The 14,178-nt window shown below is 35.8% G+C and carries 15 protein-coding genes; 13 read left to right on the forward strand and 2 right to left on the reverse strand.

Annotated elements, in window-relative coordinates; all coding sequences use genetic code 11:
- Positions 1-12: 12 nt before the first annotated feature.
- Complete coding sequence (locus HMPREF3270_RS01000) at positions 13-843, reverse strand: ATP phosphoribosyltransferase regulatory subunit (RefSeq protein ID WP_057510966.1); 831 nt, start codon at positions 841-843, stop codon at positions 13-15.
- Between the two features lie 235 nt (positions 844-1,078).
- Between HMPREF3270_RS01000 and HMPREF3270_RS01005 the strand changes: the two genes are divergently transcribed.
- The 12 genes from HMPREF3270_RS01005 to HMPREF3270_RS01060 all read left to right on the forward strand — a co-directional run bounded on the left by HMPREF3270_RS01005 (position 1,079) and on the right by HMPREF3270_RS01060 (position 13,015).
- Positions 1,079-1,363: a lactococcin 972 family bacteriocin gene (locus tag HMPREF3270_RS01005; protein ID WP_070848501.1), complete on the forward strand. Its 285-nt coding sequence runs from the start codon at positions 1,079-1,081 to the stop codon at positions 1,361-1,363.
- Positions 1,364-1,793: 430 nt separating this feature from the next.
- Complete coding sequence (locus tag HMPREF3270_RS01010; protein ID WP_070848502.1) at positions 1,794-2,381, forward strand: MptD family putative ECF transporter S component; 588 nt, start codon at positions 1,794-1,796, stop codon at positions 2,379-2,381.
- On the forward strand, positions 2,378-3,073 hold the full coding sequence (locus tag HMPREF3270_RS01015; protein ID WP_070848503.1) for an energy-coupling factor transporter transmembrane component T: 696 nt from the start codon (positions 2,378-2,380) through the stop codon (positions 3,071-3,073). The genes HMPREF3270_RS01010 and HMPREF3270_RS01015 overlap by 4 nt, the downstream gene beginning before the upstream one ends.
- Positions 3,074-3,086: 13 nt before the next feature.
- Positions 3,087-4,547, forward strand: coding sequence for an ABC transporter ATP-binding protein (locus HMPREF3270_RS01020; RefSeq protein WP_070848504.1), 1,461 nt, complete (start codon positions 3,087-3,089; stop codon positions 4,545-4,547).
- 167 nt (positions 4,548-4,714) lie between these two features.
- Entirely contained in the window at positions 4,715-7,150 is a 2,436-nt protein-coding gene (locus HMPREF3270_RS01025) for an NEAT domain-containing protein (RefSeq protein WP_070867148.1), read from the forward strand.
- Between the two features lie 77 nt (positions 7,151-7,227).
- The gene (gene isdC / locus HMPREF3270_RS01030; protein ID WP_070848506.1) at positions 7,228-7,893 is read left to right on the forward strand and encodes a heme uptake protein IsdC; all 666 of its coding nucleotides are present in this window, start codon (positions 7,228-7,230) and stop codon (positions 7,891-7,893) included.
- Position 7,894: 1 nt separating this feature from the next.
- On the forward strand, positions 7,895-9,352 hold the full coding sequence (locus tag HMPREF3270_RS01035) for an NEAT domain-containing protein (protein WP_070848507.1): 1,458 nt from the start codon (positions 7,895-7,897) through the stop codon (positions 9,350-9,352).
- Positions 9,336-10,217, forward strand: a complete 882-nt coding sequence (gene isdE, locus HMPREF3270_RS01040) for a heme ABC transporter substrate-binding protein IsdE (RefSeq protein ID WP_070625852.1) — start codon at positions 9,336-9,338, stop codon at positions 10,215-10,217. The genes HMPREF3270_RS01035 and isdE overlap by 17 nt, the downstream gene beginning before the upstream one ends.
- A gap of 8 nt (positions 10,218-10,225) precedes the next feature.
- Positions 10,226-11,200, forward strand: coding sequence for a FecCD family ABC transporter permease (locus HMPREF3270_RS01045; protein ID WP_070848508.1), 975 nt, complete (start codon positions 10,226-10,228; stop codon positions 11,198-11,200).
- The gene (locus HMPREF3270_RS01050) at positions 11,181-11,951 is read left to right on the forward strand and encodes an ABC transporter ATP-binding protein (RefSeq protein WP_070848509.1); all 771 of its coding nucleotides are present in this window, start codon (positions 11,181-11,183) and stop codon (positions 11,949-11,951) included. The genes HMPREF3270_RS01045 and HMPREF3270_RS01050 overlap by 20 nt, the downstream gene beginning before the upstream one ends.
- A 2-nt stretch (positions 11,952-11,953) precedes the next feature.
- A complete protein-coding gene (gene srtB, locus HMPREF3270_RS01055; RefSeq protein WP_070848529.1) occupies positions 11,954-12,664 on the forward strand; it encodes a class B sortase in 711 nt (236 codons plus the stop codon).
- Between the two features lie 15 nt (positions 12,665-12,679).
- Positions 12,680-13,015, forward strand: a complete 336-nt coding sequence (locus tag HMPREF3270_RS01060; protein ID WP_002480445.1) for an antibiotic biosynthesis monooxygenase — start codon at positions 12,680-12,682, stop codon at positions 13,013-13,015.
- 116 nt (positions 13,016-13,131) lie between these two features.
- Here HMPREF3270_RS01060 and HMPREF3270_RS01065 read toward each other — a convergent pair whose 3' ends face one another.
- Positions 13,132-13,350: an IDEAL domain-containing protein gene (locus HMPREF3270_RS01065; RefSeq protein ID WP_002480446.1), complete on the reverse strand. Its 219-nt coding sequence runs from the start codon at positions 13,348-13,350 to the stop codon at positions 13,132-13,134.
- 210 nt (positions 13,351-13,560) lie between these two features.
- On the opposite strand from HMPREF3270_RS01065, the gene HMPREF3270_RS01070 reads away from it, so the two are divergent.
- Entirely contained in the window at positions 13,561-14,133 is a 573-nt protein-coding gene (locus HMPREF3270_RS01070; protein WP_002480447.1) for a competence protein ComK, read from the forward strand.
- Positions 14,134-14,178: the final 45 nt, after the last annotated feature.

The following is a 14,178-nucleotide window of genomic DNA, read 5'->3' on the forward strand; positions in this document are numbered from 1 at the left end:
AATTTGTTCCTCCTAATCTAATTGAATCCCAAAACCGAAACCATCGATTGTTCCACTGTAATGACCGCCTGACATTATCGGTTCAGACTGGCTATTTTCAAACAGCTGCATAAAGCTGCCGATATAGTAAGTTTTCGGTGGCATTGTTGTTACATCTAAGTGAATCGTTTGGATGCCTGCACGTTTCAATTCTTCTGACCATCGTAATAAAGATAAGTATGTCGGATGATCGTTAGGGATAATATTTCGAATATAATCCAGTTGCAAATGAGTCGGTTGTTTCAATAAACCTAAAAGTTTATGACCTTTAGGCAACTGCTGATTAAGTTCAGAAAGGTTACGTTCATTAATCAATTGTAAGATTTTTGGTGTGCGTTCTTCTTCACTAAGCAACAACGATAACAGTTGATAGTGACCAATCACCGCAAAATCTACCTCTCGTTTCATTTCCTTTTGAACAAATCCCAACATTAACTGAAAGCTCGTCAACATTTCTTGGTAAGTCGGATGAAATACTTCAATACCTAAGTTTGTGCTGATATGTTCATTGTTTGCGATAGGGCCTGCATATACGGCTTGTTTTAAATTTAAAGCATACGTTCTGACATAATGTTGAAGTTGATCTGTCCAGTCATTACGAAGCGCAAAGAAATTTTGACCATTTTTCCAAATACTGCGCGTTCCCATACTTTCTAAATCATCTTGCGTCAACTGTTGCCAATTCAAACGTTCAATAAAATGCAGGTCTATCACTTCATATTGATGAGATTGGAAATATTTTAAAAAGCGGAGTTCCAAATCTTTTCGTTTAAGCACTTTATCTTGGTATTCGATGTATTCCATTTATAGTTCCTCACTTCCATCAACGCTTTCACTCTCTACCGAACTAAAGCGTATTGATTTAATGACGTAATCATAGCACGAAATCACAGTTAAATCAATAGAATATTCAGAATATGATAATTATTACGAAAAGACTTATTAATGTAAGAATATTCAGAAAATTTATTGACGCTAGCGGGTTTTTATTGTATATTATTTTTAATAGATAGAGAACGTTTTAAAAAACGGTGTTTTCATGAAAAAGTATGTTGCTAGAACAATAATTATTGCCACTTTATTACTAGGAATGGGAACAACTACAATTGCAAATGCTTACGAATGGGCAGAAAGTGGAAAATGGAGTCATGGAATAGGCTCAACATATGTTTGGTCATATTACACACATAATAGTTATGGTCATGATTCTACAGCAATCGGCAAATATCGTTCAGATAGTGGCTATACCACTGCTGGAAAACAAGCACGTGCATCTGCGAAAAAAGCTTGGTGGGGTAACCAAGCATATTATAGAGTGTATTAGAATATCATTTAAAAAGAGTGGGGCTGGGACATAAATCCAGCCCCTTTTATATTTTAGATGTGAATCTAATTTTGCAAAGCAAAAAAGTTAAAATATATAAATTAGCTAGTATACTAGGCTATGTGTACGAGGATAAATTTAAATCTAAACATAGTTTATATAGAGAGATTTTAATTGTAGTAGAAAATGAATAGTCTGATTGATAGGATAGAAAGTGTTGGTTTGATGTGGGTTTCTAAATGGATTTGAATAATTTAAAGCTCAGATAAGCAGTTATTTCTATTTTATTGTTTTATATACCTTTTACTAAATGAAAGTAATTTTTGATTGAAATACGTAATTGAGAATCATTATCAATGGTGGTAAACTATGATTAAGTTATATTCACACGATAAATTTAACGACAGATTTTTAAGGAGGAGATACATGCATGCAACGTGAGAAATTAGAAGTTAAAGATTTAATTAACATCGGGCTCTTTACCGCAATATTCTTTGTGTTAATTACACCTGTAGGTATTGCTGGGATTGTGCCAGTGATTATGTTTTTCTTACCTGCATTATTTGCGGTTATTGGCAGTGTACCTATTATGTTGTTGGTAGCTAAAACACAAAAGTTTGGTGCTTTAAGTATCAGTGGTATTGTAGTGAGCTTAGTATTGTTTATTATGGGTCACCCAGGGCTCGCATTAATTACTGGTATTCCATTACCCATACTTGCTGATTTAATTATGAAGATAGGCAACTATCGTCATTGGTTGTCATTAAGTATCGGTTATATTGTTTTTTCATTTTGGTCACTCGGCAGTTTGCTTCCATTTTACTTCGCAAGACAATCCTTTTTCGATTATCTAGAACAAAAAAGAGGACACGAATATACAGCATTACTAGATAAACTATTCACGCTACAAACATTACCAATCATTATAGTGACTTGTATGGTCGGTGCGGTTATCGGAATTGTCATCGCAAGAATTCTATTTAAAAAACATTTTGTACGTGCAGGTATGGTCTCATGATCAAAATGCAAATTGATCCAAGAATAAAATTGTTAAGTATGGTATTGATATCCTTTATCGCTTTAACAGGAACTACTACGGGTCATGCGGTTTATCCACGACTTGTAATTATTCTGATACCTACATTTTGTCTGCTTTATCTACATTATTATAAAGCTGGCTTATTATGCTTTTTTATTCTTTTTACTGGATGGTATATCGAAACATTCCAATTGAGAGATTACCATGCGGTTGTGTATAGTTTGATATTTATAATAGCCAATTTGCTTACACGTTTTTTACCTGCTGCTTTAATGGGATTTGTCTTATTTAAAACAACGTCAGTTGAAATGTTCATTCGTGCATTAGAGAAAATGAAGTTTCCAAATGTGTTGACGATTCCTTTAGCGGTCATGTTTCGTTTTCTTCCTGTGGTCTATCAAGAATCGCAAAACATTAAACATGCAATGCGTATGCGGGGTATGACGACACTTCAAGCGTTTCTACATCCGATACGTTATACCGAAATGCGTATTGTACCGTTAATTAATCGAGTGGTCAAAATTTCAAATGAGTTGACAGCCGCTTCTTTAACAAGAGGACTGTCTGTAGACGCTGCACGTACGTCACTCATTGTATTTAAAATGACCGCAATCGACAAAACTATCGCAGGATTACTCATTTTACTGGTTATCCTTTATTACGTTATATAAGAGGGAGGCTCAAATGATTCAATTTAACAATGTAACTTTCAGTTACAGTGCTTCAGATAAAAATGCATTAGAAGATTTTAATTTAACTATTCGTCCTGGCGAAGTGATCTGTTTAACCGGATTATCAGGATGCGGAAAATCAACAGTACTAAGATTAATCAACGGGCTAATTCCTCAGTTTTTCTCAGGTGAAATCACAGGAGATATTGTCATCGCAGGACAAAACATGAAGGACTATGCTTTCAAAGATTTAAGTCGCCAAATCGGTAGTATCTTTCAAAATCCTAGATCACAATTCTTCTGTACACATGTATTAAATGAACTTGCCTTTGAATTAGAAAATTACTATACAGACCCAGAAGAAATTCAATCACGAATTATTAGAGCAGTAGATCAATATCAAATTAATGATTTACTAGAAAGTAATGTCTTTGAATTGTCGGGTGGTCAACAACAAATGATTGCCTGTATCAGTATTGAAATCGCAGGACAAGCGCTTATTGTCATGGATGAACCTTCTTCAAATTTAGATTTCAAAGCCGTTCAAAAATTAGCACGTATGATTCAATCTTGGAAGCAACAAGGGAAGACGATTGTCATTGCGGAACATCGTCTGCATTATTTATTAGATTTGGCAGATCGTTTTATCTTAATTGAATCAGGTCAGATTACTAAAGCGTGGAATCAAGATGATTTTCGTCAATTAGAACTAAAACAATTAAAAGCACACGGTTTACGAGCGACAGATTTAACACGACTACGACCAAAACAATCAGCACCTTCATCACACGATGTGATACCTATACAAAACTGGCAATATCGCTATCAGAAAAAAGAAACATTAGATTTAAATATTGAGCGATTTGATTTACATAAAGGTGCGATAACAGCGATAGTCGGCCATAATGGGGCAGGGAAATCTACATTCGCGAAAGCATTAATGGGTGCAGTTAAGTTAAATAAAGACGCGGTCATTATGGACGGTACACATAAAATACGTCAAAAACAGTGGAAGCACGATGTATATCAAGTTTTTCAAAATGTAGAGTCTCAACTTTTCGGTGAAACTGTAGAAGAAGAAATCAGATTCAGTCATCGAAATATGTCAGATCCTGATTTACTACATGTGTTAGATACGATTGATTTAAAACAACATCGTGATAAACACCCCTTATCACTTTCAAACGGAGAAATGCAGCGACTGGCGATTGCGAGTGCTAAAGAAAGCGGCAGACCTATTTTAGTATTTGATGAACCAACCAGTGGTTTAGATGGCAAACGTATGTCTGAATTTGCGACAGAATTACGACAATTAAAAGACCAAGGGTATACAATTCTGGTCATTACACATGACTATGAATTGATTATAAACAGCGCAGATTATGTTGCGGAATTTCATGAAGGGGAGGTCAAACACCACTATCCGCTTGATATGCGTAATGTCAAAGCGCTTCAAAACTTCTTCGAATTATAAATATTTAATAATAACGCAAATATAATAGTGTCATTTTAACTACTTTAAAAAACATAAATAATAGTAATGACATTGATTTAAGGGTGTGCTATACTCCCTTTATACATTGTTAATGAGAATGATTATCATTATTGGTGTAAAAATTAATGATTAGGAGCGTTATCAACGTGAGAAACAACAAAGAGAGAACAGTTATGAACCATGCCAACCAGAAAGCGTACCAATATTCAATTCGTAAATTTACTGTCGGAGCAGCTTCAATAGCTGTAGGTGCAGTGATCTTCTTAGGAGGAGGACAAGCACAAGCAGCTGAACAAGAAGCGCCCGTATCAAACGCAGCAGCATCGACTACTGTAACGGATAGCGGCACTTCGACGACACCAAACGCGACACCTGTTTCAGCGTCAAAAACAGTTGAGTCAAAAGAGAAAGAAGCAGTTAAACCACAAGCAGCATCTACAGCACAATCTCAAACAGACTCAAAACCGACAATCGAGAAAGTTGAAACAACACCAGCACCAAAACAAGAAGCACCACAAACAGAAAAAGCAACAGCAGCACCAACAAATCAAGTCTCAGTACAAGAAGCAATAAAACAACCATCTTTACAAGATCCTCACGCAAACGAAGAGCGTTACCCAGTAGAGTTTAAAGTTGTTAAACCAAATACTGACGAAGAAGAGTTCTTCCATGCATCGAATATTAAGCAACCTGCTTATTTCATGAAAGGTGATAAAGCATCAACTGTTGAATTAACATTGGACATTCCAACGATTTGGGATAGATTTGATGTTTATCAAGAGAACCATAAATTAAATACACAAGTCACTGCCTACGATGAAAAGGCAGGAACAGCAAAATTACAATTCGCCGTTCCAAACAATACACAAAGTGTCATTGTGAAGTCATCAACGAAATCAAGAATGCTTGGTAACCAAGAATATGACGATGTTGAACTTAAATTCAACCAACCTATTAACGCAAGTGATTCTAAGCCATTAACACAAGATGAGTATAAGAAAAAAAAAGAAACAGAAGCATTCGATAATGCGATTACGTTAGAAGATAAGATATATCAACTTAAGAAGTTGATGGCGAAAGATAAAGTGCCTACAAGAGAAGATAAAGAAATGCTTGCTGACTATGAAGAACAATTACAAGAACAGTTAGAAGCAGCGAAAAAAGAATTTAAAAATGCGCCATTGTCAGATTTCACAATTACGAACCCAGAAAATCACAATTTTGAAGTGTTGCACAGTAAGAAAAACGAACCTTCACATATGGACTTTGAAGTAGTCAAACCTATGCAAGTCTTCCAACAAAACGGTAAACACTATGTGGCGATGACAATTAAGTCAGACAGTATGTGGGATGACTTTATGGTGGATACTAAAGAAGGTTACGAGCGTGTGAAAACGATCGCACGTGATACGAAGAAGAATCAAAGAACAGTCGTCTTCCCATATCAAGTTGGTATTGATCACTATGATGCGATTGTGAAAGTCAGCTTACCTAAAATCAACTACGAAGGTGCTTACCATGTAAGAATTAAAGACCTTGACCAAAATAAACCGCCGACAGCACAATCAAATCAACAACAATCAGATGCAGCAGCACCGAAAGTGACGCCTAAGCCACAAGTAGAAAAGCCAGCTCCAAAACCACAAGTTGAACAACAATCTGACCACACTACACCTAAAGTAGAAACTCTAAGTGCTGCGCCTGTTACAAAAGAAATCGGCTTTATGGTTAAAAAAGACGGTGAAGATCAAAAATCAGTCATGGATGATTATATGGACCACCCAGCAAAAGTGGTTAAGGAAAATGGTAAAACATTTGTACAGTTTACAATTAAAAATCCAGATTGGTGGCAATCATTTGAACTCTTTGATGGTGCACAACAGCTCAAACAACATGAGGTTTCAAAATCAGCTGATCAAAAAGTTATTAACTTTGAAGTGAAACCAGGTACAAAGATGTTAACAAGTAAGGTGCATATTGTAGTCCCAGGCATCAATTACAACAATAAATATACGACACAAATTGCGTTTGACGAAGCAGTTGCTGATTTAAAAGCACCTGAGTCAAAACCACAAGTTAAACCTATGCCTAAGCCACAAGAAAAAGCTGAAGATCAAGCAACTGATAAAGTTGTAGATAAAACAGCTGAAAAAGAAAAAGTACAACCAAAAGTTATCACACCTGAAAAAGATACTAAGCAAGTCGATGAATCGACTGAAAAAGCATCGGATGAGTCTAATGTAAAGCCAGAAATAAAAGTAGAACCGATGTCAGTTCAAAAAACAGAACCAAAAGTATCTGAAGTTGTGACAGAAGTACAAGATGCGGCAGCAACTCAACCATCTATGAAAGCTATGGCATCTAAATCTGTACAGCCGCTTGGTTCAGTTAAAGCTAAAGCAATGAAGTCTGAAACTGTAAAATCAGTTAAAGGAAACAAATCAACACCTGCTAAGGCAAAAGCATTGCCGAAAACTGGTACAGAAGAATCAGCGACAACGTTTGGTATTTTATCTGTATTTTTAGGCGGTATCGCACTGTTTTGGAATAGACACGTGAAATCAAAGAAAAATAGTCTGTAATGTATTCCTGAGAATCAAGAAAATGAGGTTGTGGGTCTCTCACAACCTCTCATCATATAGAAAGAAGGATGATTCATATGACAACAACAATCAAGAAAGTTATCGCAATGAGTGCGATATTAATTGTGTTAACTTGGGCCATTTTTTCCATTGTAGCTTCAGCTGCTGAAAAAGATCTGAATTACGATATTTTAAAACATAAGACACAAGACGTATCGATGGCAAATGATTATTTCAATAAACCCGCTAAGTTAATTGATAAAAACGGTAAACAATATGTACAATTCACAGTCAACCACAGTCATTGGATTGTTAACTTTACATTTAACGGTCAAAAAGAAAATATTGTGCATGAAGATAAAGCAAAAGATGAACGTACTTCAGAATTTTTAATCGATAAAACATCAGGCGAAATTCCAGGCACAATTAAAGTGTATATCGATGAAGAAGTAAACGGTAAACCTTTTAAATATGACCATAACTACAACATCACATATTTATTAAAAGGTGATAAGCAAGGTGACAGTGCCGCAGCTGCATCCCATGCGGATGATTCAAAAGGTGACACTTCAAAAGGAGAAAATGCCGAAGCAACAGGAAAAGCAACATCATCAGATGCGACACCGACAAATCCACAAACAGCTGCCGGTGAATCTAAATGGCTTTATATCACTTTAATTGGTGCTTCAGCTGTATTACTTCTATTTTTTGTCGTCAATAAACGTAAAAAAGGACAACATTAAAATGAATGTACCTCACAAATGTTTAGTTGCTGTACTATGTGGCAGCTTACTTTGTTCATTTACCGTTGACAACTCAAAAGCTGAAGTCAATCATCAAACATTATCACAACAAACAATTAAAGAGATACCTTTTAAAGTCTATAAAGAAAACAGTCAGGATGTGTCAGTTATGAATGATTATATGGCACATCCAGCAACTGTCAAAACTAAAAACAACAAAGTTTATTTACAGTTTAAATTGCTGTATCCAGAGTGGTGGAAAGCTTTTGAATTATATGAAGGTGATAAACAATGTGATGTACGTACAGTCAGTGAAACAAAAGAAGCACGTATTGTAGAAGTTGAAGTCACATCAGAGACGCAAACATTTACTTCAAAAGTACATATTATCGTCCCTGATATTCATTACGATCATCACTATACAACCAAAATTAATTTAGAAGCACAATTGCCAAAAGATGTGACACCTAAAGTACAACCGACACCAAAGCCAAGTCCTGAATCGAAGCCAAAAACTGACGTTCAACCAAAACCAGATACACAACCAACAGAAAAACACACACCCAAAAAAGTATTTCCTAAGAAATCCAATACCCACGTATCAGAAATACAGAATTTGAATTTCAAAGTATTAAAACATCAAACAAATGAACGATCAGTGATGGATCAATATATGGTACATCCAGCTAAAGTGACCTATCACAATCAGCAAGCTACTGTTCAAATGACATTAAAAAATGCTGCGTGGTGGAAGTCTTTCGAAATCTTTAATGGTGAAACGCGTATTCCAGTAAAAGTGGTAAGTGAAGATTCACAACAAGATCAACGTGTCATTGAATTTAACATGCCAAAAGATCAGAAAATGTTGACCTCAAAAGTACATGTTATTGTTCCGCATTTAAATTATGATCATCACTATACAACTGAAATGGTGTTTAATGAAACAGCTCAAGAGACAGACACACCAAGCCAACAAGAAGAAAAAGGTGGCACATCTATCAAACAAGATGAGGGCACAGAAGTATCAACAAATGAAGCGACAGAAACGGTTGAAACTAAAGAAAATACTATAGTAGAAACTCCGTCAGAACATGCATCTGAGACACACAATCATAAACAAACACCAACTAATCCAGCATTTAATCAGGCACAATCGGTGAATGACACACCATTTATTACGTCATCAAGACCTCCACAACCAAGTGCTGTTAAAACAACACAAACTGCAAAAACAATGGAAGAACCGCCATTGCCTGAAATATTTCCTAAATTCAATCGGCATGCGGATGATGGTGAACCTATTAAATTTACAAAGACACATTCAGATGTTGGAAAGTATTTAAAGAGAATGAATCAAATTTATTTAGGTGCGGTGATTATTTTGGCGAGTGCTTTGTTAGTAGTCTCTACACTTTACGTTAGAAAGGGTGAAGGTAAAGGTCATGAGAAAAAACATTAAACGATGGTGTGTGGTACTTTTAGGTTTAATTGTTCTACTGACTGGTTGCCAAGCACAAGAAGATAAAAATAACCAAACATCTTCTGAAAAATACCGCATTGTACCGACAACAGTAGCTTTGACACAAACGTTAGATGCTTTGAATTTAGATATTGCAGGTAAACCAGATTCATATAAAACACTACCTAAAAGATATGACAATGTACCGAAAGTCGGACAACCGATGACACCAGATATGGAGAAGGTACAAGCTGTTCACCCGACACATATTTTAGGCGTTTCTACTATTGAAGATGAGACAAAACCTAAGTTCAAAATGATTAAAGCTAAAGCTATCTTTTATGACTATGACAGTCTAAAAGGCATGAAAACTTCTATTTCACAGATGGGTAAAGAATTTAATCGTGAAACAGAAGCATCAAAGCTAAATCAAAAATTAACTCATGCAGAAGAACAAATCAGACAAAAAGCAGCGCAACAAAAGCACCCTAAAGTACTCATTTTAATGGGTGTGCCAGGCAGTTATTTAGTTGCTACGAATCGCTCTTATATCGGCAATTTAGTTGAAATTGCGGGCGGTGAAAATGTGATTAAAGAAGATTCGAAACAATATCTAGCTTCTAATACAGAGTATCTGTATGACGTTGATCCAGATATTATTCTGCGTCTGCCACATGGAATGCCTGAAGAAGTTAAAAAGATGTTTGATAAAGAATTCAAAGAAAATGATATTTGGAAACATTTTAAAGCAGTCAAGACAGGTCGTGTCTATGATTTAGAAGAACAACCTTTCGGCATTACAGCTAATATCGATGCAGACCAAGCCATGCAAGATTTATATGATATCTTCTACAACAAGAAATGAGGTGCAATATGAAATATAAATTCAGTGTCGTCTTTATGTGTACCTTAATTCTCTTTGTTGTAGTGGTCTTATTTGCGTTGCTTAACGGTAAATTAGGCATAAGTTCAGCTCAGCTTTGGCATAAAATCGCAACAGGTCATGATAATCAAATCGATGCGATTATAGATTTACGTTTACCACGTATCATTGTCGCGATTTGTGCAGGTGCTACGCTATCCGTAGCGGGTGCTTATTTACAAGCAGTGCTGAAGAACCCGCTTGCGGACGCCAGTATTATCGGTGTCAGTTCAGGTGCTTTGGTGGCTAAAGCACTTGTGATGACTTTGGTGCCGACTTTATTCTTTTATATGCCACTTATCAGCTTTATAGGCGGATTATTGCCATTTACTTTATTGTTTTACTTACAACATCGTTATCAGCTGAATCCGATGCGCATGCTGCTTGTCGGTGTATCGATGTATGCGATGTTGAATGGTATGTTGGAATATTTAACCGCTAACCCAGCTGTGAGATTATCTGCTGGTTTATCTTTAAAAGTATGGAAAGACGCAGCACAAATTTCAGTGACTACATGCATAGGACTTATCTTAGCTATAACTGTTATCTTTCAAGCGAATATGTTGGGTTTTGATGATCGACAAGCACACAACTTAGGCTTTCCTATACAACGTTATCGTATGTGGATAGGGTTGATTGCGGTCTTTTTAGCGAGCAGTGCAGTAGCTGTAGCTGGTGCTATGGCCTTTGTTGGTTTGATTGTACCGCATATTGCACGTCGATTAGGCGGCAGTGACTATAAGAAAGTTGTGATTTGTTGTGTGTTATTCGGTGCGATAGCCGTGCTATTAGCAGATACACTTGGCAGGTTGATGTCCCGTCAATTTGAAGTGCCAGCGCATATTATTACGGTCATTATCGGCGGACCTTATCTTATCTATTTAATTTGTAAAGGAGCGTACCGAAATGAATATCAACAACGTTGAGTTTAAATATGGTCAAAGACAACTCTTTAATGACTTGAATCTGACAATTAAACGTTATGCGGTAACTTCTATTATCGGACCGAATGGATCAGGTAAGAGTACCTTACTTCAAATGCTTGCAGGTTATCTTCAACCTCAGGCTGGTTGTGTGTACATAGAAGGCAATGATTTGAATACATTAGGTAAGAAACAACTTGCGCAAATGTTATCAGCAGTCCATCAAAACAATACAGCACCTGAAGATTTCACCGTTAAAACATTACTGCGCTATGGACGATATAGTCATCATCGTTGGTTGAAGAAGGATGTAAGAGGAGAAGCGGTCATTGAACGTGTACTTGAACAATTCAATTTAACTAAGTATGCAGATCGTCCGATTGGCGCTTTGTCCGGTGGCGAAAAACAACGTGTTTTTATCGCAATGGCCTTAGTCCAAGAACCACAATATTTATTATTAGATGAACCTACCACATTTTTAGATTTACATTATCAATATCAAGTCCTTGAGATGATTCGACAGTTAAACGACATGCATCGTTTAACTATCATCATGGTGCTTCATGACATAAATCAGGCTTTAACTTATAGTGATGAACTGATTTGTGTCGCAAATGGTGAAATTGCAGCACAAGGCAAGCCGCAAGCTATCGTGACACCAGAATTATTAAAAACAATTTACCAAATCGACGCAAAGATTATTCATGATAAAGATTGCGGCATATTAATTGGTAAATGCCACGGCGGGTGTTAATGATGAATAAACTAATACGTGTCATTCAATTTGGATTAGTGCTGGTTATTATTGCGGCTGTCTATCTTATCTTCCAACATCGTTTAGATAATGAAGCGGAAGAAAAACAATACGAAGTTTTACAAACGGACTATAAAAAGAAAGGGATCCGCCCACAATTTGAAGCATTAGCAGAGGTCAATTCTGACATTCATGGGTGGATTCGTTTAGAAGGTACGAGTTTGAATTATCCCGTTTTACAATCCCGAGATAATGAAGATTACTTAGAACATAACTTTAAGAAACAAAAAACGAAAAAGGGCAGTATCTTTGTAGATTATCGTAATAACTTACAAGATTTATCTCAAAATACAGTGCTTTATGGTCATAGTGTTGGCGATAAAACTATGTTTGATGATTTACATCAATATTTGAATCAAACATTTTATGATGCACATCAAACGATAGAGTTTGATACAAAGTATCATCAGTATGCGTTAAAAGTATTCAGCGCATATTCGACAGATGCCCATGATAACTATATTCGAACAAGTTTCAACAATGTACATGAATACGAACAGTTTTTAAAAGAAACGAAAAATAAATCGAAAATCAAAACAGATATTTCAGTTCATCCACAAGACAAGATAATGACGTTATCTACGTGTGAAGATGCTTTTTCGCGTTCTGATAAACGTGTTGTTGTGGTTGGAAAATTAATTGAAAACAGATAAAGGAGTGTATGCGCTATGTTTATGGCAGAAAACAAATTGAAATTAGATAAAGGTTCAGCAGAAGGAATTGTAGAACGTTTTTACAAACGACAAGGTATTGAAACAATTGAAGGTTTTAAAGAAATGTTTGTCACAACGACAAATAATTTAAAAGAATATGATGAAGTGAAAATTTTAACAATTTGGGATGCAGAAGCATGTTTCAAAAATTGGTTGAGCTCAGATGTCTTCAAAGATGCCCATAAAAATGTACGTCATCAATCTCAAGATCAAGCGAGTCCAATCCAAGATAATGAAGTACTGACTTATACAATTGGCTATTACTATTTAAATGATCAAGAGGGGAAATAGAACGAAGTTTATTTCTCATTATGATTAAAAATAAGCAAACAAAAAAGGTCTATTCATTCGGTATTTGAAATGAATAGACCTTTTAGTATGAACAGGAACAGGAATCCCACGACGAGTTAGCCAATTAAAACATCCTCCAATTGATTATATTCTTCAATGTAACGATTGAATGCTGCTTCATCTTTTTCGATTAAAGCTTGGTCAATCAGTTCTGTAAGTTTTTCTTTACGTACATTACGTAGAGCTTGATCAATTACGAGTTCTACCCCCAGGTCGTTTACATTCGCTACGAACGCCTTCAGTGTTCCATTTTTTACATTGATATTGTGATTCATTTTAATCACTGCCTTTCTTTTTTTAAGTTATTTACGAGTATACATTGCATTTAATCTAAAATCAATGAATATTCTGACTTTTTAAAAATTAAAAGTGTAATATTAACTCAAAAGTTTCTATTGACTTTTCTAGGTGCTAGTATACAATAATTATATGATTAGATGTCTAACGAATTCTAATCGTAATTAATTAAATAGGAGGACGTGCTTATGGACGAACATAGCATCTTCAAAAGCGATGATATGGCCATTATCCCAGTCATTGCTCAAGAGTATGGAGCACTCCATACAAAATTGCTTACCTACAATAAAGATCCGAGGATTGTAGAAAGCTCCCCGCAAAAAACTTTAGACAACTCTTGTCGCTTTTATGGTTCAACCTTTCAATCACTTCGAACTGATACCGCTCGGATTACCAACATCAACAGTAAACCACCCATTTTACTTTCACCAGTTATTTCAATCTTTCTATTCTCTACCCATTCTGAACGCTCTGAAGACAATATTTGGATTAACATTGAATTTGTACAAGATATCAAAGCGTTGAAGAACAATACCACTAAAATCACTTTTTCTGACGGACAATCTTTAATCACAACCGCAACAGTCCGTACTATCTGGCATCAATATAAAAATGCAGCTTATTATGAACACATCATTAGAAAGCGTGTTAAGAAAATTAAATGGAATACAGAGCGCCCTATTGACTACTCTAAACCTGCTTTAGACGTGTATGAAACACTTTGTACTTATTTAGTGATTAATAACACACCACGCAGCTAGCGTAATTTTAAACATTTTATGATATTATCTCAAACTGCGGGATGT

It is taken from the genome of Staphylococcus sp. HMSC65H10 (assembly GCF_001839185.1).
GTDB classification, from domain to species: domain Bacteria; phylum Bacillota; class Bacilli; order Staphylococcales; family Staphylococcaceae; genus Staphylococcus; species Staphylococcus simulans.

Excerpts from the sequence above, each read along its gene's own strand:
- HMPREF3270_RS01015 (WP_070848503.1), top strand. The coding sequence starts at position 2,378 with ATGATCAAAATGCAAATTGATCCAAGAATAAAATTGTTAAGTATGGTA.
- HMPREF3270_RS01010 (WP_070848502.1), top strand. The coding sequence starts at position 1,794 with ATGCAACGTGAGAAATTAGAAGTTAAAGATTTAATTAACATCGGGCTC.
- srtB (WP_070848529.1), top strand. The coding sequence starts at position 11,954 with ATGAATAAACTAATACGTGTCATTCAATTTGGATTAGTGCTGGTTATT.
- HMPREF3270_RS01000 (WP_057510966.1), bottom strand. The coding sequence starts at position 843 with ATGGAATACATCGAATACCAAGATAAAGTGCTTAAACGAAAAGATTTG.
- HMPREF3270_RS01035 (WP_070848507.1), top strand. The coding sequence starts at position 7,895 with ATGAATGTACCTCACAAATGTTTAGTTGCTGTACTATGTGGCAGCTTA.
- HMPREF3270_RS01070 (WP_002480447.1), top strand. The coding sequence starts at position 13,561 with ATGGACGAACATAGCATCTTCAAAAGCGATGATATGGCCATTATCCCA.
- HMPREF3270_RS01020 (WP_070848504.1), top strand. The coding sequence starts at position 3,087 with ATGATTCAATTTAACAATGTAACTTTCAGTTACAGTGCTTCAGATAAA.
- isdE (WP_070625852.1), top strand. The coding sequence starts at position 9,336 with ATGAGAAAAAACATTAAACGATGGTGTGTGGTACTTTTAGGTTTAATT.
- isdC (WP_070848506.1), top strand. The coding sequence starts at position 7,228 with ATGACAACAACAATCAAGAAAGTTATCGCAATGAGTGCGATATTAATT.
- HMPREF3270_RS01005 (WP_070848501.1), top strand. The coding sequence starts at position 1,079 with ATGAAAAAGTATGTTGCTAGAACAATAATTATTGCCACTTTATTACTA.
- HMPREF3270_RS01050 (WP_070848509.1), top strand. The coding sequence starts at position 11,181 with ATGAATATCAACAACGTTGAGTTTAAATATGGTCAAAGACAACTCTTT.
- HMPREF3270_RS01045 (WP_070848508.1), top strand. The coding sequence starts at position 10,226 with ATGAAATATAAATTCAGTGTCGTCTTTATGTGTACCTTAATTCTCTTT.
- HMPREF3270_RS01065 (WP_002480446.1), bottom strand. The coding sequence starts at position 13,350 with ATGAATCACAATATCAATGTAAAAAATGGAACACTGAAGGCGTTCGTA.
- HMPREF3270_RS01060 (WP_002480445.1), top strand. The coding sequence starts at position 12,680 with ATGTTTATGGCAGAAAACAAATTGAAATTAGATAAAGGTTCAGCAGAA.